Genomic DNA, 24585 nt, shown 5'->3' with positions numbered 1-24585 from the left:
TTTTTCGGAACATAAAAAAACACCTCTACAGGAGTAAAGGCGCGTGAAAGAAGGGGAAATCCCATCTGTCACACCACCTATCCGCGCAGGTTTTTGGTGCATCGATCAGGCAGGTTTCCTGGCTCATGTTCATCACAGACGACGCCTTCCCATGCTTAAGCGCACAGTGGCACGTTTGACGTCTGCTCCCATTTACAGTGGCGGGACCGCGCTGGATTTTCACCAGCTTCCCTTTTAAGAAGCCGCATAACAGCGGCTTCACCTGAATCGTTCAATATGTATGTTTTCCGTCATCGCCATTATACATGAAAAAAAGAAGAAGTGGTTTATTTTTAGAAAATTCAGTTTAAAGAAGGGAAGAAGATGTTTATTGTATAGTAATGGTGGAACAGTAATCATAAGAAGGAGGCGATTCAAATGGACGGTTTAGTCGTCGTATTGCTTTTTGGCATTATCATCGTGATCGGCTTGATTCTTATTTATTTTATTCGCGGCTCATTCGACTCCACAGACCACAACCGTGTAGACAACATTCCAGACGATCACGACAGCTTCATCAATCCCCGTGATCCGTCACATGACAAAAAGCTATAACGAAAAAGCAGGTGCCCGGTGGGTGCCTGCTTTTTTGCTTTCCCGCGCCTAAGAGCAATGAATGATCGCCGGTAAAATAAAAATACCGCCGATATGTGTAGCCTAGCGCTGATATTTCTATCATATCGGCGGTCGGCCATTCATTATCAGCGGTATTTCGAATATATCGGCGTTAGACTGTTTATATCAGCGGTAGCTGACTACGTTTTTCACAAAGGCTTGAGGATGAATTCGAACGTCATGTTTGTTTCGCCTTGAATCCGGTGTTCGGCGTGTACAGGGGCTCCCCAGCTGTCGTCGCCGCCAACTCCCATCTGGCGTCCGGCCACTGTCACTACCGTGTAATGGACCGGCGGCAGCTCATAATGGTGAGCAGCGTTTTCGAGCTCAAAGGCGGTGTATGGAGAGATCGTACACGTTAACGGCTCATTTACATAATGAACAGCTATTCCTTTTTGACAGTCATTTGCGATCTTTACATATCGCACACCTGTGCGTGCACCAGATTCCTGCGGCACGAGATAAGGAGATACGTTATCGGCTGATTTGTTTTGGAAGCGGCCAAGACGGGCGCCTTTTTCCCGGTCTGCATAGTTTTCATCTGGTCCCATCGCATACCAGTCCAGCTGGTCGTATTCTGCTGGCACTTTGAAGGAAAGAGCGTATATCGGCATGTCCGAAAGCCCTTCTGCTCCTTGGTAATTGTTTGTCACATGGACGGACCCGTCACCGTAAACAGCGTAAGAAACACTGGCTTTTGCTTGTTCACTAATCGGCAGCCGGTACTCAAACCGGATGACAGCGTGATCTTCTGCTGCTTCAAGCTGCACATTTGTACATGTCCGGACAAAGCTTGACGTATACCAGCCGCTTGACGCAAAGGCGAACTGATTCCCTTTGTCATTGTCGGTCATAGCACGCCAGAATAAAGGATAGGGAGGCGCCGCGATCATTTCTTCACCCGCATACTGAAGGGAAACGAGCGTGCCGGATGCTTTTGAAAACAGCACGCTGAAATGGTCGCCATGAACGCCGATCGTGACGTCTCCTTCTACAACGGTCACGTTCCCCGCAGGTGTAGCTTTTTTCGGAGCTGTCTGGCTGATCAATTGGCCAAACGCTACTTCGTGACCGGCTTCCGCCCAGATCGTTTTTTCTTTCAAACGAAGAGATGCTTCAATAACATATTCCTTTTGTTCATCTTCCGTCGCCCATTTAACCGGCACATATTGTTCACTTAACGGATCAACCTGGATCGTAAGGGATTTTTCCTCAAGAACGACACCTTCCTCCGAAATGGTGCAAACGAGCTCATACGAATCCGTTCCTTTAAACAGCTGTTCATTTTTAATCCGGACACCCGTCTGATCCGGGAACAGCTTGATGTTCTGGTAAAGGAATTTCACTTCCTGCATTTTCGGTGACAGCTTCCGGTCGGCTGTGACAATGCCGTTTCCACAGAAATTATAATCCGTCGGACGGTCGTCAAAATCGCCGCCATACGCTAAAAACTCTTCGCCAAACCGGTTCTTTTTCAATAAAGACTGATCAATAAAATCCCAGATAAATCCACCCTGATACATCGGATACGTTTCCTCTAAATCCGTGTACTTGTACATCCCGCCAAGTGAATTGCCCATCGCATGAATGTATTCACAGCTAATATACGGCTTTTCAGGATCAGCTGACAAATAATCCTCGATGTCAGCCGGCTTTGCGTACATGCGGCTTTCCATGTCACTCGTTTCATCGAAGTCGCGGTCGTAAAAAACGCCTTCATAATGGACAAGACGCGACGAATCCTGCTCTTTAAAGTATTTAGAGGCGTTTAAAATAACGTCACCGGCGTGGGATTCGTTTCCACACGACCAGATTAAAATGGAAGGGTGGTTTTTATCACGCTCATACATCGATTTGGCCCGGTCAAGCACAATATCGTTCCACTCCGGTTTGCTGCCGGGAATGGTCCATTCCGTATCAACCTTGCCCATCTTCTGCCAGGATCCATGCGTTTCCAGGTTCATTTCATCGATAACATACAGGCCATATTCATCACACAGACGGTACCATTCCGTTTGGTTCGGATAGTGGGAGGTACGAACGGCATTAATGTTATTTTGCTTCATCGTTTGAATGTCCCAGATCATGTCTTCTTTCGTAATCACGCGGCCCGTCCGTGCGTTAAACTCATGCCGGTTGACCCCTTTAAACACAATTCGCTTGCCATTCAAGTGCATGATTTTGTTTTTCATTTCAAAGCGGCGGAATCCCACTCTTTCCGGAATGACTTCGATGATGCCGCCTTCTTCGTTTTTCACTTGAAGAAACAACCGGTACAAGTACGGCGACTCTGCACTCCATAGCTCCGGATCACTGACTGTAAGTGGAGAAGGGCCTTCTGCCACAACCCGGCCTTCTGCATCTTCAAGAAGGCAATACACGTCTCTTTCAGTTTGCGCCTCCACATGGAGCACCGCTTCGCTAAACGCATCGTTCAGCTCCGTGCGAATGTGTACGTCTTTCGCGTGCCCTTCTGGTGCTGTATACAAATAAACGTCCCGGAAAATGCCGGAAAAGCGCCAGAAATCCTGATCCTCCAGCCAACTTCCTGTGCTGCGCTGGTACACTTCAACCGCCAGTTTATTTTCCCCTTCTGTTACAAATGGCGTTAAATCAAAGTCCGCCGGTGTAAAGCTGTCTTCGCTGTAGCCGACAAACTGGCCGTTCAGCCATATGAAAAAAGCAGATTCTACACCTTGAAAGGAAATGTAAAGCGGCTGGTCCGTCATCTGCTCCGGAACCGAGAACGTCTTCACGTAGCTGCCAACCGGATTATGATCTTCTTGTATGTGCGGCGGGCGAACGGGAGAAATCCCATCCCACGGATACATCGTATTTACATATTGCGGTGCGCCGTAGCCCTGCAGCTGAATGTGACCCGGCACTTGAATCGTGTCCCAGCCGCTGCAATTTGCTTCCTGCTTCCAAAAAGAAGCCGGCCGGCTCTCGGCATTTGACGCGTAGTGAAATTTCCAGCTTCCATTTAAGGAATGGCGCCAGTTCATGTTTCCTCCCTGGCGCGCTTCCTCCATCGTTGCATAGTAGACATGGTCCGAATGAGCCGGCAGCCGGTTTACGTTAAAAACAGACAGGTCGCTCAGCCATGCTAAATCTGGTACAGTCATCATACATTCTCCTCTTACACATTATTTTACAGAGCCCATCATGCCTGCCACGAAGTGCTTCTGCATTAAAAAGAACACAATTGCGGTCGGCAGTGTGGCAATCACAATCGCCATCATAATCACGCCGTAATCCGGTGAGTAGCTGGAGCCGAGATTTGAAATCAATAGCGGAATCGTCATTTTTTCCGGTGACTGAAGGACAACGAGCGGCCACAGATAGTTGTTCCAGCTTGCCATGAACGTAATGATCGCGGCCGCTGCATACGTCGTTTTCATCGTCGGCACGTAAATGCGGAAAAACACGCCGATTTCACTTAAGCCATCAATCCGGCCGGCTTCCACCAGTTCTTTCGGAAACATTTTCGTGCTCTGACGGAAAAAGAAAATAAGAAACGCCGTTGTCACTGTCGGCAAAACAACCGATGTGAGCGTGTCAATGCCGATTGCCGGCATCGTTTGAGAGATCGAGCCGAACATACGGTAAAGCGGCACCATTAATGACGCAAAGGGAATCATCATCGACAGAAGAAGAATTGTAAAAACAACATCCTTCGCCTTGCTTTTGTAGATTTCAAAGCCATAGCCTGCAAGTGACGCGATCAACAGAGATAAAATGGTCGTCGAAATAGAGATTTTCGCAGAATTCATTAGGGCTGGAACTAAATCAATCGTCTGAAGCAGATTGGTTAAGTTTTCGCCGAAATGAGTGCCTGGAAGCAGTCTTCCCTTCGTTACGTCAACTGACTGATTGGTGGCACTTATGATCATCCATAAAATCGGGAACACAGAGATGAACGCAGCTGCTGTGAGAAAAATGTACATGAAAATTCGTTTTAGTTTAGTCATTTCGATCACCTGCTACTTTAAATTGAATAACGGAGAAAATTACAATGAGAATCACGATAAAGTAGGAAACGGTTGCTGCATAGCCAAAGTCCGGCGTGTATTTAAACGACAGATTGTAAATGTACTGAGAAATTGACGTAGTCGCATTTCCCGGTCCGCCTTTTGTAATGTTCATGACTTCATCAAACAGCTGCAGCGTTCCAATCGTGGATGTAATCGATGTAAACAAAATAATCGGCTTCAGCATCGGAATGGTAATTTTGAAAAACTGCTGGAAAGCAGATGCGCCATCCATTTTAGCTGCTTCATAAATCGACTGATCCACGTTTTGAAGAGCCGATAAGTAAAAGATCATATTATAGCCCGTCCAGCGCCATGTAATCGCCAGAATAATGGTTACCTTCGCCCAGAATGGATCTGCCAGCCAGTTGATGGCATCCGGAACGAGGGAAAATTTCAGGAGCATCGTGTTGACCAGTCCATCATTTGCGAACAAGTATTTGAAAATGACAGAATACGCGACGAGCGAGGTGACAGCCGGCAGGAACATGGCCGTCCGGTACAGTCCCTTCCATTTTAACGTCCGGTCATTCAGGAGCACCGATAAAAACAGGGCTAGAATAATCATGACCGGCACTTGAACGATTAAATAAATAAACGTATTTTTCACTGCGGTTAAAAACGTGCTGTCTGTCAAAAGACGCTTATAGTTATCAAGACCAACAAACTCCAGGTTCGTCCCGGTTCCAGACTGAAAGGATAAAATCAGTGCTTGAACCATTGGATAAAAGTAAAACGTACAAATCATAATGACGGCGATCATCACGAACGACCAGCCGATCAATGTACTTTTCATTTTGCTGTTCATTCCGAATTTCTTCGAGGAAGACGATCCGATTGTGGCCGTTTTTGTTTTGCTGCTCATTTTGTTCACTCCTCACTTCGTTGAAAAGAAAAAACATCCCCGAACGTTCGGACAGGGATGTTTTTTTGTCTTATTTCAGCTGTGCTTCTGCTTGCGCCTGTGCATCATTCAGCACGTCGTCAATGCTTTTGCCATTCAGATAGTTTTGCATTTCAACGATCATAATATCTTCAATGGCATATGTGTGCATCCCGTAATTTAATCCTTGAATCTCTTCTGTCCAGCCAGCGAAGTCTGAAATAATTTTTTGTCCGCCGAAGAACTCATCTGCTTTTTCATACGCTTCGCCGCCTGATGCCGGCTTGTATGTGCCGATCGCGCCGATTTCTGTCACAAGCTGCTGATACAGATCCGCATTCGAGCCGAATGTTTTTCCTAAGAAATCAGCTGCTGCTTCAGAGCTGTCGCCGTTTAATACGTACCATGAGCTGCCGCCAAGGTTGGATGCATTAACTGCACCTTCTACAGAAAGCTTCGGAATTGGCGCAACGGCCCATTTACCGGATTGTGATGCTTCCGCTTTAACAGACGGTGTAATCCAGTTTCCAGTCGGTACAGATGCTACATCGCCGCTGTTAAAGTTAGCGACAAACTGGCTCCAATCGGAATTCGGCTTCACGATGTCCGCATCCATCATTCCTTTGTATGCTTCAAACGCTTGCTTCAGCGCTTCGTTTCCAGCCAGCGCAGGTGTTACACCATCTTCTTCCATATACCATGCACCCGCTGTTTGAATCATCAAGCGGATCAAGCCAAGATCATTTGGATCAAGTGTGATCATATCTTTGCCTGTTGCTTCTTTTACTTTTTTCCCAATTTCAATGTATTCGTTCCAGTCAATGCCTTGTAAATCCTCAAGCGTATAGCCCGCTTCTTCCAAGTAGTCTGTCCGTACGTAAAGGCCGGTTACACCTGAATCGAATGGAAGACCGTACTGCTTGCCATCAAAGCTCGTTGGCGCAATTTTGTATTCAGCAAAATCGTCTACGTTAAACGAATCTGACATATCGTGGAATGCGTCTGGATACGCTTGCAAAAAGCTTTGTGCGCGATAATCTTCAATAAGAACAATAGAAGGAAGACCTTTTGACGTTCCCGAGCTAAGCCCTGTGTTCAGCTTTTGAACGATATCGGCCTGTGCATTTTCAACAATTTCAATTTCAACATCCGGATTTTCTTTTTCATACATTTCCTTGGCCATGTTCAACGCTGCAATGTTAAAGTTTGGATCCCATGCCCAAATGGTTACTTTGTTGCTGTCCTGTTCTGAACCGCCACCGCCGTCTGCCGAATCCGATCCGGAGCAGGCTGCCAGAAATAATACGCTGGCCATCAATAGCATCATCATCTTTTTCACTGTATATCCCCCTTTTTGTAAGCGCTTCATCTACATCTTTATCTTACCATCACGAAAAAAAAGACCGTTAGAACGATCTTTATGAAAGAATAGAACTATTTTCAGAACAATTTCATTTTTCTGTTTATCATTTGTATTATTTTTAGATTTTCGGATTATTGTTAGATGAAATAATTGGCAGAGTGATTCGAATGTGGGTTCCTTCTCCTGGATTGCTTGAAATATGCACGCCAAACTCGCTGCCGTACAGAAGCTTAATGCGTTCATGCACATTGCGGACACCGATTCCGCTGAAAAGCTGGCGGTTTCTGCGTGAATCCGGAAGCGCATGGCGGCTGTCGATCTGCATACCGTCCCCGTTATCAATAATTTCACAAACGAGCGTGTTTTCTTCTTTGAAAATAATAATATGAATAAACCCGTCTGTTTTCTGATTAAAGGCGTGAAAAAACGCATTTTCAATAAAAGGCTGGATAATAAGCTTCGGTACATGCAGCTCTTCACAGTCAGGCGCGATAAAATAACTGACCTGAATCCGTTCGCCGTAGCGCACCTGGTTGATAAACACATAGCTTTTTAAGTTGTCAATTTCCGCTTGAACGGTCATCGTTTCATGCACATTGCCGACTGCATTCTGCAGGAGAGAGATTAGCGCATTCACGGTATCTGCCGCTTTTTCCTTATTGCCCTGCTGGACCATAATCTTCACGGACGTGAGCGTGTTATACAAAAAATGCGGGTTGATTTGACGCTGCAGGGCAGCCAGTTCGGCATTCCGCTGCTTTTTCTGTGTTTGAATCAGCTCTTCTACATAGTTATGCAATTCATCGAGCATATCATTAAAGGCATACGCCAGCTGCTTCGTTTCAAAGCTTCCGGTTGCCGTCACATACTGATCAAAGTTGTTTTTTGACAACGCAGAAATTTCCCTCACAAGCTGAGACAGCGATTTGGTCATTCTTCTCGATATTAAAAACACAATCGACACCGCTGCCAAAACAATCAGAAAGCTGCTTGCCACGACTGTTTTTGTGTTAATTAAATTGTCCATCACAACCTCTTGGTCAATTAAATTCACCACGTACATATCGAGCGCCGGCAAATGCTCGGCCAGCATAATCTGGCGTGTGTCCTGCCACTCTATTTCTCTGAAATCGATGCCTTCCTCTTCAATCTCAGCGGCTTCGTTTAAAAGCTCTGGAGCAGCATCCCCGATCATATCTGCGCGATTGCTGGAAAGAACCGATCCATCTGCTTTCATAATCAATAGGTCATTTCCTTCACTTGTAAAGCTTGAATAAAACCGCTTGAATTCACTTTCCCGGATCGATAAATAAAAAGCCCCGTAAATACTGTCTGTTGTCCGTTCAATTAACGCTTTTGTCACCACAATCATCGGTGCCCCGTTTTCCGTATCAAGCTGGTATAAAAGCTTTCTCGGTTCCTCAAGCGTGTTTTTCGTCAGGTCCAGTGCGGCAATTTGCTCCTCATCGGCAACCCAATTCGCACGATCTGTTGAAAAGCTTCGTCCGTTCACCCCTGTCACCATCATGCTCAGCTCATAATCATCTACATTGAGATGGGCACGGTCCATTTGAACGTGCGTATTGTAGTACAGCTTGGCCATTTCCAGTGAAGTAGTGTCTCCCTGAGACAGATAATTTTTAATGGTCCCGCTTTGCTGCACCTCATTCGCAGCCGTTGCCACTGAATTGCTGAATGTTTCAAAATTAGACTTTACTTGATGAATGACTTTTGTATTTGTAATGCTGAACGTATCCATAAACAGCCGCTCCGACATTCGGATGGTGCTGTACGTGATCGTAACAGACACAGCAATAATACTCACGACCATCACAAGAAACATTTTGATAAATAATCCGTGATCGTTAAATTTTTCAATCATGCGCCCCATCGGTTTCCTCATTTCTCACAGAAAAAATTGCTTGCGGTAGCTGCTCGGCGACATGCCTTTTATTTTTTTAAACACCTTGCAGAAGTAGCTGTGATCCGCGTAGCCGACTTCTCCGCTGATGGCGGAAATTGAAATGTGCCGCTGCTGCAGCAGCTCCACTGCTTTTTCAATGCGAATTTTTGTCAAATAGCCGCTGAATCCTTCGCTGTTATGGTGGCCGAAATAAGTGGACAGATAGGAAGGATTAAAATGAAAATGATTAGCTACATCTGTCAGTGTCAACGGATCGCTGTAGTGCTGGTCGATATAGTCCATAATTTTTTTGATTCCCGGATCGGTCTGGTCCACAGGCTGGCGCGTCTTTTGAACTTCTTCCAAAAAGCCAGTCAGCTGCCCGACAGCTTCATCTGCCCGGTCAGCCCGGTCAATCGCCGCAAAGTACGCATACTTGTCTTTACTGAATTTTGCGCCTTTTTCGGTTGCAGCTTCTGCAAGGAGGGTCACGTTAAACACAACATTGCTTAAAAACCGCTTGAATTCCTGAATGTCATACAGGTAGTTTTGGGACAGATGGTCAACATGAAGCATGATTTCTGCAAACGCCTCATCCCATTGCCCGCGCTTGATCTTCTCTGCGCATACAGCCATGTCGAACGGCGGTGCATCTGATTGAATGACAGGAAGCATCTCCCGGTAAAAGAAAAATTGATCCGGAAAATAAAAGGTATACTGCTTTAAATACTCTTTTTCCTGGTCGAACACGTCCTTCACGTTTCTCGCTTCAAAAAATGGTTCACTAATTGAAACCGACAGCTCCGTTGAAGCACGCGCTATTTTTTGAGCAAGCTGTAAAAGCGGCTGCTGCTGCGTGACGTCCATATTAATGAAAAAACTGGCATATTCCCCTTGAAAGGAAAGCGGATAACAATCTGCATCTGGAAGACTTTGCTTCAGCTGCTTTTCGATGTCTTCTTTTACATACCGTCTTTTCTCTTCCTTCTGGTTCATTCTGACACTCATCACAAAAAAAGCGGCATGTGGAAAAAGACGTTTGACTTTTTCCTCCGGCATATCATCTCCAAAGCCGTCCATCCATTTTTTTAAATACGACGCTGCGGAAGCCTCCTCGCTTTGACCCTTTTTCACAAGCTGAAAGGAAGGGATTTTATCCGCCGCGTTTTGCAGCGCTTTCAACAGCAGCTCTCCTTCTAGCTTCGGCTTTAAAATATAATCGGTCACACCTTGCTGAAAGGTGGATCTCACGTAATCAAACTCACCAAAGCTGCTTAAAACAATGACTTGTATGTCCGGATGGGCGGTGCGGATCATTTTGGTCAGCTCTTCGCCATCCATCACCGGCATGACAATGTCTGTCATCACAATATGAGGGTGAACATCGTCAATTAAGGATAAGGCTTCCCGTCCGTTTGACGCTTCACCCACAATGGTGAATCCTTCTTTTTCCCATTGCATGTAGTGCTTGATTCCCTGCCGGATTAAAAGCTCATCATCGACAATCAGCACTCTGCATAATTCCCCTGTCATGGCTGGCACTCCTTTTTTTCTTTCTATTATATCGGGAAGTCGGGTTTCTTCGCCATCAGGTTTTTGAAACGGCCGCAAAGGGAAGAGTGAAACTAAAACAGCAGGGGGCTCATTATGAAGCATGTATTAGGCTTGTTCGACGGAGAAATTGATGTGATTAGAAAAATAGAGGATTTAAAAGTGGCCGGCTATAACCCGGCTAGCATGACTGCTCTAACGAAAGATGCGGATGTGTACTTGACCATCCAAAACCGGACGGAAGCAAACGTCGAAACGGCCGGACCGTCGATGAAGGAAAAGGTGAAGTCCATTTTCACACGGGAAAAGCCGGTGAAGGAGGCGTTGATCGATTTTGGCTTATCCGAGGAAGAGGCAGAAAAGTATCACGATGCGCTCTCAAAAGAAAAAGTGCTGCTCGTCACTGACGAACAGCCTCCCGATACTGTTTAAAAAAGAACTGGGCCGTTTCCCCTCGTTGACCGGGAAACGGTTTTTCGTTTAAGGAAGAAAGCGGCACAATTTCCTGAATCGAATTGGTCACAAATACCTCATCCGCTGCTTCTGCTTCAGCCGGAGTAAACAAGCCTTCGTTCACATGAAACCCTGCAGAACGGGCGAGCTCGATCACAAACAGGCGCGTGACTCCATTTAAAATACCAGTGTCAAGCGATGGCGTGTAGACCGTACGTCCCTTTACCCAAAACAGATTGGACACCACGCCTTCAGCGACAAACCCGTCTTCCGTTAAAAACAACCCTTCTGTTAAAGGATCCTCCCCCACTTCCCGCTTGCCGAAAATATTATTTAAGTAATGGTGTGATTTCAAACGAAAAGCGCCTTCCGGACGAGTGCGCCTCGTTTCGAGCCAGATCCCGCTTTTTTCACTTATTTTCCCTGCCGGCTGCAGCGGCTTTTGAAAGACGATGACATTCGGCTGCTTGTAGGGCGCCGTTTGAAGCCCGATTTCTCCCTCACCTGCAGATACGTTAAACCGGATGTAGCTGTTGGCCCAGCCATTGGCTTCATCCAGTCGAGCTACTATGTTCTCGACTTCCCTTCCCGTTACATGCAGGTCAATGTTCAGCTCGCGAAGGGCCGCATTCAGCCGGTTGACATGCTCCTCCAGCAAAAACACCTTACCCTCGTAGGTCCGAAATGTTTCGAATACACCGACACCATATAAAAAACCGTGGTCAAAGGGCGAAATCAGCACGTCGTTGTTGCGCTTTATTTCTCCATTTATAAAGGCGTACATGATGAGCCTCTGTTCAAATCGATAAAGTTTTGCAGCATTTCTTTCCCATATTCCGTCATGATGGACTCCGGATGAAACTGGACCGCTTCTACTGCAAGCTCCTTATGGCGAATAGCCATAATTTCTCCTTCTTCGGTCCAGGCCGACACCTCAAAGCAGTCCGGCAGTGTTTCTTTTTTCACGATCAGTGAATGATAGCGGGTTGCCTGGAATGGGCTCGGGATATGTTTAAAGATTGTTTTTCCATCATGAAAAACCGGCGACGTTTTTCCGTGCATTAACCGTTCCGCGCGAATGACGTCTCCGCCAAAGCTCTGCGCAATCGACTGCTGTCCGAGGCAGACACCGAAAATCGGAATACGGCCGGCCAGCTTTTCCACGGCTTCCAAGCTGATGCCGGCTTCGTTCGGCGTGCACGGTCCCGGGCTGATCATCACAAAGCCCGGGTTTAGTTGCTCAATCTCCGCAACGGAAATCTCATCGTTGCGCCGTACGACCAGCTCTTCTCCGAGTTCGCCCAAATATTGCACGAGATTATACGTAAATGAATCATAATTATCAATCATTAAAATCATGCTTGTTCCTCCGCGATTTCCATCGCCTTTAACATAGCGGCCGCTTTTTTCAGCGATTCCTTGTATTCATATTCGGGTCTGGAATCAATCACAATGCCCGCCCCGGCCTGCACGTAGCCATAGCCGCCACAGCTCAGCATCGTCCGGATGACAATATTCAGCTCCATATCGCCGTTGTAGCCAATCCATCCGATTGAGCCTGTGTATAGGCCGCGCCGCACCGGCTCAAGCTCTTCAATAATTTCCATCGTCCGGACTTTCGGCGCTCCGGTAATCGTGCCGCCTGGAAATACCGCATCAATCACATCGGCATTTGTTTTTCCATCCGCCAGCTCTCCGCGTACGTTCGACACAATGTGCATAACATGTGAATATTTCTCAATCACCATAAACTCATCCACATGAACCGTTCCATAGCGCGACACACGGCCAAGGTCGTTTCGTTCGAGGTCCACAAGCATCACATGCTCGGCCCGCTCTTTTTCATTATCAATCAACTCTTTCGCCAGCCGCTCGTCTTCGGCATCGTTTTTCCCCCTTGAACGAGTGCCGGCGATCGGCCGTGTTGACAGATTCAAGCCATCTTTTTTCACAAGCAGCTCCGGCGATCCGGATACGACCTGGAAGTCCGGCGTTTGAATGTACGCCATGTAAGGAGATGGATTCAGCTCTCGCAGAGTCGCATATACAGACAGAGGCGGCACAGCGAGCGGACGGGCGCGGCGAACGGACAGGTTCACTTGAAACACATCCCCTGCTGCGATGTATTCGCGAATGCTGTCTACTGCTTCCTTGAAGGATTCTTCCGGAAACGAGACATCGAGCTGATCTGCCGCATGGCCAGAATGCCACTGAACTGGATCAGCCGGTTTTTGCCATTCCTTCAGCCAGTCATCGAGCCCCTCTTCTCTATCCGCCAGCATCATTACATACAATTCATTTGTTTCATGATCAAACGCTGCCCACTTATTGAAAAACAAAAAGAAAACGTTCGGGAGCTGAATATCATCCACAGCCAATTCAGGCAGCTGCTCGATAAAGCGGACGTAATCGTAGCTGATCCAGCCGACCGCTCCTCCTTGAAAGTCCGGCAAGTCCGGCTGCTTTGATACATGCCGTTCGTTTATGATGGAAACAAGCGCGTGAATTGGATTTCCTTTCACCAACACTTCTTGACCATTTTCGTTGAACAGCAGCCCTTCCTCCGTTGAAACAGCAATGGCCGCAGGCTGGATGCCCGCGAAGCTGTACCGCCCTCCCCGGCCGCTTTCTAAAAAGGCATGGTGTGTTTCCTGTTTCGACAGTGCAGTATATTGGTGGAAAAATTGCTCTTTCGTATATGGGGTTTTTCGATAAAAAATGTTCACATGGTGCCACCTTTCGGATGTTGTCCATCCCATCATAATACGGCGGCCGCCCATTTGAAAATGGAAAAACGTTATTTCACAGCGATAAACCGGTTGACCTTTACAGGGTATTTCGAGGAAACAAGCTCTGTCCATCCGTTCAGAACTGCTTCCTTCGCAGAGGTCACGGACAGCTGCTGAAACAGGATGGTGGAAAACCCGGCCGCTTTCAGGCGCTCCCAATAGCCGGCAAGCGATTCTGCATACGGAAAGTCAACAGCAGATGGCAGTGATTCCGCTTCTGCAAAGTCGGCAACAAAGCGACCGTCTTTTTTCAGCGCATCGTAAGCCTTTGATGCCCACTGTGCGCCGTCTGCATAAGAATGAATCGAAAGCGGCGCCGCCACTGTATCAAATTCATCCTGCTGTACTTGATTAAAGGAGATAACCGGCCAAACAGAAGCACCGGCATCCGAACAGCGGGCCGTCAAGATATCGGAGCCGCCGATCACCATGACGCGCTCGCCCTGCTGCGGGTGAATCGTTGCGAATAAATTTCCCTGTTCAATCTTTAATGGTTTGTTTGTTTTTTCAATAATCGTCATCTCGACGCCTCCCTTTTAGAAAATAAAAAAGACCTTTCTTCACAAAATAAGAAGAAAGGCCTTTGGTAAAATCTTCTTATCTCTCAGCTGTCGCTGCAAGAATTAGCACCGTGCCTATAAATAGGTCGGTTGCCGGGTATCATCGGGCTTGTCCCTCCACCTGCTCTTGATAAGTTGTATGAAATTGTCCGTTTGTTGTTAAAGAGGATTATGCCACGTTTCATTTTCACTGTCAACCGTGTTACAATTTTTGAAAAAAGAAGATGGAGCTGACAATATGAAACTAGCATGCCTGCAAATAGATATTGCCTTTGGTGATCCTCAAGCGAATTACGAGAAAGCAGCAGTTTGGCTGGCAAAAGCAAGTGAGTCTGGCTGCGAGCTTGCGGTGCTGCCCGAGCTTTGGACAACCGGCTATGATTTAACGAGACTGGACGTTCTCGCCGACAAGGGCGCAGAACGGGCAAAGGACTTTTTGTCAGAGCAAGCCAAGAAACACCGCATGCACATCGTCGGCGGCTCAGTTGCCAATGATACCGGTGACGGAGTGAAAAACACGATGATCATTGTGGACAAGGACGGGCACATTGTTCATGAATACAGCAAGCTCCACTTGTTCCGCCTCATGAACGAAGAAAAATATTTGATTGACGGTGACACGGATGGATTGTTTGAGCTGGACGGTGAGATAATGGCCGGGTTTATTTGCTACGACATCCGCTTCCCTGAATGGTTTAGAAAGCACGTGCTGAACGGTGCCCGTGTTTTATTCGTGCCGGCGGAATGGCCGCTTGCCCGCCTCGACCACTGGCGGACGCTTCTCATCGCCCGGGCCATTGAAAACCAATCCTACGTTGTTGCCTGCAACCGGTCCGGCGCTGACCCGGATAACGTATTCGCCGGCCACTCGCTGATCATCGGGCCGTGGGGCGAGGTGATCGCAGAAGCAGGCGAAGCCGAAGAGCTGCTTGCCGGTGACATCGACTTTGATGCGATTGACGAGATTCGCCAGCGCATTCCTGTATTCGAAGACAGAAGACCGACTTTTTACTAAAAAGCGGCCGCGTATCGCCGGTATATTTTCTGCAGCGCCGATATATTCCTCATACCGCTGATAAAGTGGGGGCTAACGCCGGTATATTCAAATACCGGCGTTAGTCATGCACATATCAGCGCTAAGGAACAGATATCGGCTTTAGCGAAGAAATGACACAAGAAACAAGCGCCCCCGTAGAGGAGGCGCTTGTTTTTATCCCGTATGAGCCAGGAAGCTTTGCTGGCTGCAAGAGCTTACTGCACATGAGCGGTCTTTCGCTTTCAATTCCATTCGTACGGTGTTTCCTGGTACACATAATAATTCAGCCAGTTGGAATAAAGCAGATGGGCATGTGACCGCCAGCGGTTCGGCGGGCGCTTTGATGGATCGTTGTCTGGAAAATAATTTTCCGGCACTGAAATGTCCACGCCCTTCGCACAGTCACGTTCATATTCTTCTAAAAGAGTAGTCGCATCATATTCCAGGTGTCCGGTAATCATAATGTTCCGCGCGTCCTTTGACATCATGAGCAGCGGGCCCGCTTCCGGAGACGATGCCAGCAAAATTAAATCCTCATGGCTTTCGACCGCTTCCTTGCTCACATCCGTATAGCGTGAAACCGGCGAGTAAAATTCATCGTCAAAGCCGCGAAGGAGCTTAATCGTCGGATCCGTGATCGTATGCTTGAATACGCCGGAGCATTTTTTTGGCAGTTCATACTTGCCGATGCCGTAATGGTGGTACAGTGCCGCCTGTGCGCCCCAGCAAATGTGAAGCGTGGACGTTACATTTGTTTTCGCCCAGTTCATAATGTCCTGAAGCTCCGGCCAGTAATTCACTTGTTCAAAATCCATCAGCTCAATCGGCGCGCCTGTAATAATTAATCCATCGTAGCGGCGGCTTTTCGCTTCATCAAGCGTAATGTAAAATTGCTCAAGATGAGATTTACTTACATTTCTCGCTTCATACGTTGCTGTATATAAAAACGAAACATTCACCTGCAAGGGTGTGTTTCCAAGCAGCCTCAACAGATGAGCTTCCGTTTTTTCTTTTTCCGGCATCAGATTCAAGATTAAAATATTCAGCGGGCGGATATCCTGCATTCGGGCCCGGTTCGCGTCCATCACGAAAATATTTTCTTTTTCCAGCACTTCGCGTGCAGGCAGCTGATGCGGTATAGTAATCGGCATTTTCTTCCTCCCTTTCAAAACGGTATAGGTCTTTGTCAGATAATTATAGACACCTTTTCTGAAAAAAAACAACCGTTCCTAATCATTATTTTCCAATAACAATCTTCAGACCAAACTATTATAATATGCTTCGTTTAAGGATCAGATTGAACACGACTGATCGTGCCAAAATTAAATCCTCTACTCATTATTCCTATTTCAACTATGATATATTAGACGATACATCAGTCAGTAAAGGAGTTCGAATAAATGGCAAAAAGTGTAGTAATTGCTGAAAAACCGTCTGTTGCACGCGATATTGCAAATGTGTTGAAATGCACAAAAAAAGGCAACGGATTTTTAGAAGGAGACAACTATATCGTCACGTGGGCACTCGGTCACCTTGTCACGCTGGCCGATCCAGAGGCGTACGATCAAAAATACAAAACGTGGAACCTTGAAGATCTTCCGATGCTGCCAGAGCGCATGAAGCTCGTAGTCATGAAGCAAACCGGGAAGCAGTTCAATTCGGTAAAAAGCCAGCTGATCCGAAGCGACGTAAATGAAATTATCGTCGCGACGGATGCAGGGCGCGAGGGAGAGCTCGTTGCCAGATGGATTATTGAAAAAGCAAAAGTAAACAAGCCGATTAAGCGATTGTGGATTTCATCTGTTACGGATAAAGCGATTCGGGACGGCTTCGCCCATTTAAAGCCCGGCAAGGCATACGAAAATTTATATTCATCCGCCGTGGCGCGGTCAGAAGCAGACTGGTATATCGGCTTGAACGCCACGCGCGCTCTGACTACACGCTTTAACGCACAGCTGAATTGCGGCCGGGTGCAGACACCTACTGTCGCCATTATTGCGCAGCGCGAGGAAGAAATTAAACAGTTTAAAGCACAGACATATTACGGCATTGAAGCACAAACAGCCGATCATTTGAAGCTGACCTGGCAGGACACGAAAGGCAACAGCCGCAGCTTTGAAAAAGAAAAAATTTACAGCCTCGTGAAAAAGCTCGGACAGGATCATGCTGTTGTAACGGATATTGATAAGAAAAGAAAAAAATCATTTGCCCCTGGCTTGTATGATTTAACAGAACTTCAGCGTGATGCCAATAAAATGTTTGGGTATTCCGCGAAGGAAACGCTGAATATTATGCAAAAATTATACGAACAGCATAAAGTGTTAACGTACCCTCGTACCGATTCACGCTTTCTTTCTTCTGATATCGTCGAAACGCTTCCAGAGCGGCTGAAAGCGTGTGGAATGGGTGAGTATCGTTCACTGGCCAATAAAATTGCCATGAAGCCGATCAAGGCATCGAAATCGTTTGTTGACGACAGCAAAGTGTCAGACCATCACGCCATTATTCCAACTGAGGATTATGTGAATGTGTCCGCTTTTACAGACAAAGAACGAAAAATTTACGACCTGGTCATCAAACGCTTTTTAGCGGTGCTGCTTCCGGCATTTGAATATGAGCAATTAACGCTTCAGGCAAAGATCGGCCAGGAAAGCTTTGTGGCGAGAGGAAAAACCGTTTTATCAAACGGCTGGAAAGAAGCGTATGAAAACCGCTATGAAGACGATGAAGCTGAAAACGACGTAAAAGAACAGCTTTTGCCTCGCATTGAGAAGGGCGACCAATTAGAAATCAAGCTCATTACACAAACTTCTGGCCAAACAAAGCCCCCTGCACGCTTTAATGAGGCCACGCTGCTTTCGGCTATGGAAAACCCGACCAAGTATATGGACACGCGGAACAAGCAGCTTGCCGCAACGCTGAAATCAACAGGGGGCCTTGGCACAGTGGCCACACGTGCGGATATTATTGACAAGTTATTCAACTCGTTTTTAATTGAAAAGCGCGGCAAGGATATTCATATTACTTCAAAAGGCCGCCAGCTGCTGGATCTCGTGCCGGAGGAATTAAAATCGCCCCTCCTCACTGCTGAGTGGGAGCAAAAACTCGAAGCCATCGCCAGCGGCAAGCTGAAAAAAGACGTTTTTCTTTCTGAAATGAAAAACTACACGAAAAAAATCGTGGCGGAAATTAAATCAAGCGATAAAAAATACAAGCATGACAATATCTCCACGAAGTCGTGTCCGGACTGCGGCAAGCCGATGCTTGAAGTAAACGGGAAAAAAGGAAAAATGCTCGTCTGCCAGGACCGTGAGTGCGGCCACCGCAAAAACGTAGCGCGTGTCACCAACGCCCGGTGTCCTCAATGCAAAAAGAAAATGGAACTTCGCGGTGAAGGTGCCGGCCAGATCTTCACATGCAAATGCGGCTACCGGGAAAAGTTATCTTCCTTTGAAGCACGCCGTAAAAAGGAATCCGGCGGTAAAGTTGATAAACGGTCTGTTCAAAAGTATTTAAAGCAGCAGGAAAAGCAAGAAGAACCATTAAACAATGCACTGGCTGAAGCATTAAAAGGATTAAAGCTCGACAACTAATGCTTAGGTGGCTGGAATAACAAGGGTTAAACCGGAGAAAAGTCGAATGAACTGCGAAAAAATCGCACTCGTTCGGCTTTTCTTTTTTGCCCTGCATTACATAAAAAATATATTGAAATAATATCATGAAAAAGGACAGGCGTTAGTGCATATCCTTAATGGGGAAAAGAAAGAAAAAGGAGGCGATTTTTTTGAAACTGTTTTGGTTGAACCTGCTGGCTTTAATTGCCGTCGTGGCAGTGAATGCTCTGGCCAATATTGTTCCGTTTAACGGCCAGACGACCGGGGAGATTTCCGATAAGCTGAATGTGCTGTTTACACCGGCTGGCTATGTGTTTTCCATCTGGGGGCTGATTTATTTTTTGCTGGCGGTTTGGGTGCTGCGCGGCTTTAATAAAGGAACGACTATTCTTTACAAAGATACTCATGTCCCTTTTTTAGTCAGCTGCCTGCTCAACATCACCTGGATTGTGTTGTGGCATTATGAATTTTTCGCTTCAAGCGTGGCCGTCATTATCGGGCTGCTTCTGTCCCTGATTGTGCTGTACAAAAGAATTGAACGTCAGCGCTTTGAGTTTTGGGACCGGTTTCCTTTTTCTGTCTACCTCGGCTGGGTCAGTGTCGCGGTTATCGCCAACATCAGCTATACATTAACCCACTACAATTGGACTGGCTTCGGCATCTCCGCTTTTGCCTGGACTATTCTTCTTATCGTTGTAGCAGCTGTTTTAGCCATATCATTCCGCTTTTCACATCACGACCGGGTATATCCGCTCGTTTTTGTCTGGGCACTGATCGGCATCGCTGTGCGCAACTGGACTGGCGAACCGATCGTTTCCTACATGGCGGTCGCAGCTGCGGTTATTGTTCTGTTCTCTTCTTTTCTGAAAAGGTAGTATACTGAAGAAAAGGAGGTTTTTCCTATGATTGCCCAAAAAAGAGGCGACATTCCGTACTTGATTGGCCTTATTTTTTTCATCGCCGCCATCGTGTACTTTTTCGCATCCAACTGGCCCGGCTTTGATCGCCCGGTGAAAATTGCGCTGAGCCTGTCCATCCTGATTATATGCGGAGCCGCCTCCCTTCTGTACCGCCGAAGCCGCACGTTCAGCTATTTGAGCAACTGGTGGCTTTTCCTTTCTGTCGTTGCTTTTGCGGTTTCGGTCGGGCTTGTCGGCCAGATGTACAATTCTCATGCTGATTCATATGTTTTATTTCTAGTGACACTCGTTCCCGCTCTTTTTCTCGCTCTTTTCATGCGATATCGTCCGCTGTACTGGCTGTCATTCGGGCTGTTTGAGCTGACGTTTTGGCTAAAGCTTTATCCGACCGGTACTTTCCCAAATTATCGTGACGGCGATCAGCTTCTTATTTATATGGGAGCCATTGTCCTGCATGGACTCATCTATCTTTTTTGGCGCTGGCTTGATGAAGAAAAGCTTTCATTCGTTTCTCTCGTTATCATTCAGTCCTGTGCCGTGTTTTTACTGAACACGCATATGCTTTATGACGTACTGGCAAATGAAACAGATTTCACTATTGTTTTCCTTCTGCTTCACCTTGCGTATATCGCCTTTATTATTTTATTTTGGAAAGCATTTGTGGCTGCTCAAAAAAGCCACCCCTTTGAACTGGCTGTGCATTTATTGTTTTTCGGATTATATGCGGTGCCCAATGTATTCTATGCCACATTCCAAATCATTGGAGAGTTCATCTTTTATGCCGGCTTTCCAATGCTGCTGCTTCTGTTTGCATTCAGCATCCTCGGGCTGCGGAAAATTGCATCTTCAGGTGAAGGGCATGACGGGAAATGGAAACGGTATACAGTAGCGTTTTTCACCGGCGCCCTCGCGTTTATCGGCACGCTGATTGCTGTTTTTTCGCTCAGCTCGTTTGTCGGCATGATTCTTGGCTTCAGCGGTGATTTCACGACGAGCTTCCTCGTTTTGTCTATTCTCTGCATCGGAACGGGGCTCGCTGTAAAAAAAGAGTCCTGGCTTGTTGTCCGAATGACGCTGCAAATTACAGGGCTCGTCTACGCGTTTGCTTTTATCGTCTCGAAATGGGAGCAGGTATGGCCAGCCTTCGTGATGGCTGTACCGCTTATTGTCCTAACAGGTATTCTGTTTAAAAAGACAGAATCGATGCTGTATTATGTCGCTGCCAACGGTGCTCTTTTATATGGGATCATCCGGCTGCTGTATGAAAGCGATGTTCCCCTTTCCGTGAGTACGTGGGTATTATTTTCAGCGGCGGTCGGCAATGCGGTTGTGTTTTTATCGTTTAAACACCAGCCGGTCGGGCTTGCGGCATTCTGGCTTTCACTCCTGTTTATGCTGTATTCTTTGACAGAAAAAGGCTGGGATTCGCTCCTGCTGCATGCCGTTTTCCTTGCTTATATTTTCTGGCATCTTTTCAAGCCTGCTCTTGAAACGAGGCTTTACCGGATACCTGTATGGGCGGCATTTATCGGCTTTTTCGTCTGGAAATATTACGAATACGCCTGGCTGCTGCTTCATAAATCCCTTACGTTCTTTCTGATCAGCCTGTTGTTTTTTTCGATATGGTTTATCTGGGGAAGAAAGCATACGCAGCCGGTTTCCGTGAAAAAATGGAGCGTGCGTATTTTTGCAGCTGTCCTCATCCTTCAAACGGCCTTTATCCTTTTCACCGCCTGGCAGAAGGAGCAGCTGTTAAAAAACGGGGAAATCGCTGCACTGGAGCTGGCGCCTGTTGATCCAAGGTCGCTCATTCAAGGCGATTACGTTCAGCTGGGCTACGGCATTCAAGATGACTATGATGACCAATTTGATGAATCTGCTGATCCGCCAGAAGGAAAAATTGATGTTGTTCTGACCCCGTCGGCCAAAACGGTTGAATACAATGGAAAACAAATTCCTGTTTATCAGGCCGACCGCTTTGTTCCTTCAGGCGACGGAGAAGGAATTGTTATAAAAGGGAATGGCCGTTATGGAGACTTGACTCTCGGGATTGAGCACTTCTTTATCCCGGAAAATACAGGGGCTGAATGGGAAAATAAAACCCATGCGATCGTCCGCATCGCCGAAAATGGCGATGCCATACTTGAAACACTGCGCTAAAGCCGTCCGGGCATGCCCCGGGCGGTTTTTGTTATGAAATTGTAATACGAATTACATGAAACCGTAACTCACAAGCTTCTTTTTTCTGATATATTTACATCAACTTAACTAGATTGCACCGTTTAGCAGCGGCTAATCAGACCGGAGGGACTACATTGAAAAAAGGATTATTCACAATCTTCAGTATTTGTTTCATGCTGTTCGGCGGCCTATTGCCGGCACAGGAAACGGCGGCAGCGTATTCTGCCGATGCAACAATTAAAGAAGCAAAAGAACATATCGGCACGCCTTACAAATGGGGCGGCACAACACCAGCAGGTTTTGACTGCTCAGGCTTTATCCAGTATGCACACAAGGAAACGGGCTATTCCCTTCCCCGCACTGCAGCTGAAATGTATAAAAAAGGAACAGCTGTGTCAAAAGCGAACATGGAGCCGGGCGATCTGATGTTTTTCTCTACGTATAAAAAAGGTGCTTCACACGTCGGCATTTATCTCGGTAACAACCAATTTATTCACGCTTCATCATCAAAAGGCGTGACAATTGATAAAACATCCAATTCCTACTGGAGCAAGCGTTACATCGGCTCTAAAACATTAAACTAACCCAAGTGCCTTCGTCTGATTCGTTCAGCCGGGGGCATTTTTAGCGAAAAAAGACCCTCTGCAGCTGCAGAGGGCTTTTATTGCTGTTGAAAAACAAACATGTCAAGAGAAACCAGATGTTTTTTCGAGATTGCTCTCTTTTTTTCTTAGCAAGGAATAGGCTTTATTTCTAGAAAAGCACAAACAGGGGCTCCGGGCTGCCGGCTCCGCTTTCCTGCTGGGCGAACGCTGAACCAGCCCAAAAACCGTGGCTGTTTCACCCTGTCCGCTCGTCCAGCGGGAGCTTCGCCGGCCTCCCTGCGCCCGTTATGGTTCTAATAAAACCAGGAGACTAAAATGCTTTAAAACGGCTTGTTTTCAAAGACTAGCGAACGACTGATGAATAAAAGCTTCACTTTGCATATGAAGGGCAGAATAGTTTATTATTTCTCGACTATCTTGCTCTTTTTTGGGTTTTACCAGCGGCCTTTCCTCCCCACTAAGGGCGGCTGGCGCAGGACGAAGACTCCTTGGGGATCAAGCGGGTTAGGTGAGATCCACTTTTGACGCGGCAGCGGCAAAAGTTAGCTCACCGCCCGCCCCCAGGAACGCGCAGTTCTGCAGAAGCCGCCCGGACTGTGTTCGCGCAAGCACATTAGCTTCGAAAAAGGAATTTTCCAGCTGATTTCCATTTTTTCAACAACATGAAAGAAGACCCTCTGCAGCTGCAGAGGGCTTTTTTATTCAGCTGATCCTTCTTCTCTCGGTCTGGCTTTTTTCACTTCGATCGCATGAATGTGATGTCCGTCCGCATCGCGGATAATGAAGGCATAGCCGTCTCGCTCAATCGAATCGCCAAGCTTCACATCGATGTTTTCGGTGAGTGCCCAGCCGCCAAGCGTATCCACTTCGTCGTCAGACAGATCTGTGCCGAGCAAATCATTGACCTCAGAGATCAAAAGGCGGGCATTCAGCAAGTAATGCTTTTCACCAAGCTTTTGAACTTCCGGTTTTTCATCCGTGTCAAATTCATCACGAATCTCTCCGACAATTTCTTCTAAAATGTCTTCAACCGTCACCAGCCCGGATGTTCCGCCGTACTCATCCATTAACACCGCCATATGAATTCGCTCTTTTTGCATTTTCAACAGGAGGTCATGAATCGGTATCGTTTCAATCACACGGATAACCGGCTTGACGAACTCTTCAAGCGGACGGCTTCGGTCGCTGTCACCGTTTAAATAATACGACAGCAGCTCCTTCATGTTGACCATGCCGAGGATATTGTCTTTATCGCCATCATCCACCGGATAGCGCGTATATTTTTCGATCTCAAGGATTGAGGTGATTTCCTCCCACGTCAAATCCTTTGACAGTGTGATCATGTCCGTGCGAGGCACCATAATTTCCTTGGCCACACGCTCGTCAAATTCAAAAATGCGGTCCACATACTTATATTCAGACTGGTTGATTTCACCGCTTTTAAAGCTCTCTGACAAAATAATGCGCAGCTCTTCTTCCGAATGGGCCATTTCATGCTCGGATGCGGGCTTTAAGCCAAACAGACCGACAAGACCGCGGGCAGACCCGTTCAATATTTTAATAAACGGGTACATGATTTTATCAAAAATAATGATAAGCGGCGAAAACGTTAACGTGACCCATTCTGCTTTTTGAATCGCAACGGTTTTCGGTGCGAGCTCTCCAACAACGACGTGAAGAAACGTCACAACGGAAAAAGCGATCGCAAACGACAAAACCGTGGAAACCGATTCGCCCAGCTCAAACCGCTCAAACACAGGATGAAGAATTTTTTCGACAGTCGGTTCACCGAGCCAACCGAGTCCGAGTGCCGTGATCGTAATGCCTAACTGACAGGCAGACAAATATTCATCTAAGTTGGATGTGACCTTCTGCGCCGCAATTGCACGCTTATTGCCTTCTTCAACAAGCTGATTAATGCGCGACTGACGCACACGGATGATGGCAAACTCTGTCGCGACAAAAAAGCCGGTTAAAACAATTAATAAAGCAAATAACAACAAATTAACAGCTATCAAATTTCGGAAAAAACAGACAGGCTG

General features: G+C 46.8%; 19 protein-coding genes and 2 riboswitches. Of the genes, 7 read left to right on the top strand and 12 right to left on the bottom strand.

Translation table 11 applies throughout. From position 1 onward, the window contains the following. Positions 1 to 91 precede the first annotated feature (91 nt). Positions 92 to 281, bottom strand: a riboswitch (cobalamin riboswitch). Positions 282 to 417: 136 nt separating this feature from the next. Continuing rightward, positions 418 to 594 carry a hypothetical protein gene (locus BW952_RS19435; protein WP_156149433.1) on the top strand — a complete coding sequence of 59 codons (177 nt, stop codon included), beginning with the start codon at positions 418 to 420 and terminating at the stop codon, positions 592 to 594. A 209-nt stretch (positions 595 to 803) separates the two neighbouring features. Here BW952_RS19435 and lacZ read toward each other — a convergent pair whose 3' ends face one another. From lacZ to BW952_RS10510, 6 genes are all read right to left on the bottom strand, one after another. After that, entirely contained in the window at positions 804 to 3779 is a 2976-nt protein-coding gene (gene lacZ, locus BW952_RS10535; RefSeq protein ID WP_045852164.1) for a beta-galactosidase, LacZ type, read from the bottom strand. A gap of 21 nt (positions 3780 to 3800) precedes the next feature. Continuing rightward, positions 3801 to 4625 (bottom strand): carbohydrate ABC transporter permease, encoded by an 825-nt coding sequence (locus tag BW952_RS10530; protein ID WP_045852125.1) that lies wholly within the window; start codon positions 4623 to 4625, stop codon positions 3801 to 3803. Further along, complete coding sequence (locus BW952_RS10525) at positions 4618 to 5493, bottom strand: carbohydrate ABC transporter permease (protein WP_231581488.1); 876 nt, start codon at positions 5491 to 5493, stop codon at positions 4618 to 4620. The genes BW952_RS10530 and BW952_RS10525 overlap by 8 nt, the downstream gene beginning before the upstream one ends. 127 nt (positions 5494 to 5620) lie before the next feature. After that, positions 5621 to 6907 carry an ABC transporter substrate-binding protein gene (locus tag BW952_RS10520; RefSeq protein WP_045852123.1) on the bottom strand — a complete coding sequence of 429 codons (1287 nt, stop codon included), beginning with the start codon at positions 6905 to 6907 and terminating at the stop codon, positions 5621 to 5623. Between the two features lie 142 nt (positions 6908 to 7049). Then, positions 7050 to 8822, bottom strand: coding sequence for a sensor histidine kinase (locus BW952_RS10515; protein ID WP_045852122.1), 1773 nt, complete (start codon positions 8820 to 8822; stop codon positions 7050 to 7052). Between the two features lie 15 nt (positions 8823 to 8837). Next, on the bottom strand, positions 8838 to 10367 hold the full coding sequence (locus BW952_RS10510; protein WP_045852121.1) for a response regulator transcription factor: 1530 nt from the start codon (positions 10365 to 10367) through the stop codon (positions 8838 to 8840). Positions 10368 to 10481: 114 nt separating this feature from the next. Between BW952_RS10510 and BW952_RS10505 the strand changes: the two genes are divergently transcribed. Further along, positions 10482 to 10817 (top strand): YflT domain-containing protein, encoded by a 336-nt coding sequence (locus BW952_RS10505; protein ID WP_045852120.1) that lies wholly within the window; start codon positions 10482 to 10484, stop codon positions 10815 to 10817. On the opposite strand, the gene pabC is transcribed toward BW952_RS10505, so the two are convergent. The 4 genes from pabC to BW952_RS10485 are packed head-to-tail and all read right to left on the bottom strand — an operon-like array spanning position 10786 to position 14148. Continuing rightward, entirely contained in the window at positions 10786 to 11622 is an 837-nt protein-coding gene (pabC, locus tag BW952_RS10500) for an aminodeoxychorismate lyase (protein WP_045852119.1), read from the bottom strand. The two genes, BW952_RS10505 and pabC, sit on opposite strands and share 32 nt — an antisense overlap. Further along, complete coding sequence (gene pabA / locus BW952_RS10495; RefSeq protein ID WP_045852118.1) at positions 11607 to 12197, bottom strand: aminodeoxychorismate/anthranilate synthase component II; 591 nt, start codon at positions 12195 to 12197, stop codon at positions 11607 to 11609. Before pabA ends, pabC begins: the two co-directional genes overlap by 16 nt. Next, positions 12194 to 13597 carry an anthranilate synthase component I family protein gene (locus tag BW952_RS10490; protein WP_045852163.1) on the bottom strand — a complete coding sequence of 468 codons (1404 nt, stop codon included), beginning with the start codon at positions 13595 to 13597 and terminating at the stop codon, positions 12194 to 12196. The genes pabA and BW952_RS10490 overlap by 4 nt, the downstream gene beginning before the upstream one ends. A 38-nt stretch (positions 13598 to 13635) precedes the next feature. Then, complete coding sequence (locus tag BW952_RS10485) at positions 13636 to 14148, bottom strand: class I SAM-dependent methyltransferase (protein WP_045852117.1); 513 nt, start codon at positions 14146 to 14148, stop codon at positions 13636 to 13638. 73 nt (positions 14149 to 14221) lie between these two features. Next, a riboswitch (SAM riboswitch) is annotated at positions 14222 to 14324 on the bottom strand. Positions 14325 to 14425: 101 nt separating this feature from the next. On the opposite strand from BW952_RS10485, the gene BW952_RS10480 reads away from it, so the two are divergent. Then, a complete protein-coding gene (locus BW952_RS10480) occupies positions 14426 to 15202 on the top strand; it encodes a carbon-nitrogen family hydrolase (RefSeq protein ID WP_045852162.1) in 777 nt (258 codons plus the stop codon). A gap of 263 nt (positions 15203 to 15465) precedes the next feature. Here BW952_RS10480 and metA read toward each other — a convergent pair whose 3' ends face one another. Then, positions 15466 to 16374, bottom strand: a complete 909-nt coding sequence (gene metA / locus BW952_RS10475) for a homoserine O-acetyltransferase MetA (protein WP_045852116.1) — start codon at positions 16372 to 16374, stop codon at positions 15466 to 15468. 249 nt (positions 16375 to 16623) lie between these two features. On the opposite strand from metA, the gene BW952_RS10470 reads away from it, so the two are divergent. The 4 genes from BW952_RS10470 to BW952_RS10455 all read left to right on the top strand — a co-directional run bounded on the left by BW952_RS10470 (position 16624) and on the right by BW952_RS10455 (position 22522). Continuing rightward, positions 16624 to 18816 carry a DNA topoisomerase III gene (locus tag BW952_RS10470; RefSeq protein ID WP_045852115.1) on the top strand — a complete coding sequence of 731 codons (2193 nt, stop codon included), beginning with the start codon at positions 16624 to 16626 and terminating at the stop codon, positions 18814 to 18816. A gap of 191 nt (positions 18817 to 19007) precedes the next feature. Continuing rightward, positions 19008 to 19712: a tryptophan-rich sensory protein gene (locus tag BW952_RS10465; protein ID WP_094031966.1), complete on the top strand. Its 705-nt coding sequence runs from the start codon at positions 19008 to 19010 to the stop codon at positions 19710 to 19712. 27 nt (positions 19713 to 19739) lie between these two features. Further along, positions 19740 to 21917 carry a GDYXXLXY domain-containing protein gene (locus BW952_RS10460; protein ID WP_045852113.1) on the top strand — a complete coding sequence of 726 codons (2178 nt, stop codon included), beginning with the start codon at positions 19740 to 19742 and terminating at the stop codon, positions 21915 to 21917. A gap of 155 nt (positions 21918 to 22072) precedes the next feature. Then, the gene (locus BW952_RS10455) at positions 22073 to 22522 is read left to right on the top strand and encodes a C40 family peptidase (protein ID WP_414735832.1); all 450 of its coding nucleotides are present in this window, start codon (positions 22073 to 22075) and stop codon (positions 22520 to 22522) included. Positions 22523 to 23241: 719 nt separating this feature from the next. On the opposite strand, the gene BW952_RS10450 is transcribed toward BW952_RS10455, so the two are convergent. Next, the gene (locus BW952_RS10450) at positions 23242 to 24561 is read right to left on the bottom strand and encodes a hemolysin family protein (RefSeq protein ID WP_045851917.1); all 1320 of its coding nucleotides are present in this window, start codon (positions 24559 to 24561) and stop codon (positions 23242 to 23244) included. Between the last annotated feature and the right edge of the window lie 24 nt (positions 24562 to 24585).

This window comes from Domibacillus enclensis, assembly GCF_900156125.1.
Classification (GTDB): Bacteria; Bacillota; Bacilli; order Bacillales; family Domibacillaceae; genus Domibacillus; species Domibacillus enclensis.
The sequence above is the reverse complement of the archived record's forward strand: the minus strand, read 5'-3'. Positions and strand labels throughout refer to the sequence as shown.

Excerpts from the sequence above, each read along its gene's own strand:
- BW952_RS10490 (WP_045852163.1), bottom strand. The coding sequence starts at position 13,597 with ATGGGATGGACAACATCCGAAAGGTGGCACCATGTGAACATTTTTTAT.
- BW952_RS10510 (WP_045852121.1), bottom strand. The coding sequence starts at position 10,367 with ATGACAGGGGAATTATGCAGAGTGCTGATTGTCGATGATGAGCTTTTA.
- BW952_RS19435 (WP_156149433.1), top strand. The coding sequence starts at position 418 with ATGGACGGTTTAGTCGTCGTATTGCTTTTTGGCATTATCATCGTGATC.
- lacZ (WP_045852164.1), bottom strand. The coding sequence starts at position 3,779 with ATGACTGTACCAGATTTAGCATGGCTGAGCGACCTGTCTGTTTTTAAC.
- BW952_RS10515 (WP_045852122.1), bottom strand. The coding sequence starts at position 8,822 with ATGGGGCGCATGATTGAAAAATTTAACGATCACGGATTATTTATCAAA.
- BW952_RS10460 (WP_045852113.1), top strand. The coding sequence starts at position 19,740 with ATGATTGCCCAAAAAAGAGGCGACATTCCGTACTTGATTGGCCTTATT.
- BW952_RS10505 (WP_045852120.1), top strand. The coding sequence starts at position 10,482 with ATGAAGCATGTATTAGGCTTGTTCGACGGAGAAATTGATGTGATTAGA.
- pabC (WP_045852119.1), bottom strand. The coding sequence starts at position 11,622 with ATGTACGCCTTTATAAATGGAGAAATAAAGCGCAACAACGACGTGCTG.
- BW952_RS10530 (WP_045852125.1), bottom strand. The coding sequence starts at position 4,625 with ATGACTAAACTAAAACGAATTTTCATGTACATTTTTCTCACAGCAGCT.
- BW952_RS10470 (WP_045852115.1), top strand. The coding sequence starts at position 16,624 with ATGGCAAAAAGTGTAGTAATTGCTGAAAAACCGTCTGTTGCACGCGAT.
- BW952_RS10525 (WP_231581488.1), bottom strand. The coding sequence starts at position 5,493 with ATGAACAGCAAAATGAAAAGTACATTGATCGGCTGGTCGTTCGTGATG.
- pabA (WP_045852118.1), bottom strand. The coding sequence starts at position 12,197 with ATGATTTTAATGATTGATAATTATGATTCATTTACGTATAATCTCGTG.
- BW952_RS10480 (WP_045852162.1), top strand. The coding sequence starts at position 14,426 with ATGAAACTAGCATGCCTGCAAATAGATATTGCCTTTGGTGATCCTCAA.
- BW952_RS10485 (WP_045852117.1), bottom strand. The coding sequence starts at position 14,148 with ATGACGATTATTGAAAAAACAAACAAACCATTAAAGATTGAACAGGGA.
- metA (WP_045852116.1), bottom strand. The coding sequence starts at position 16,374 with ATGCCGATTACTATACCGCATCAGCTGCCTGCACGCGAAGTGCTGGAA.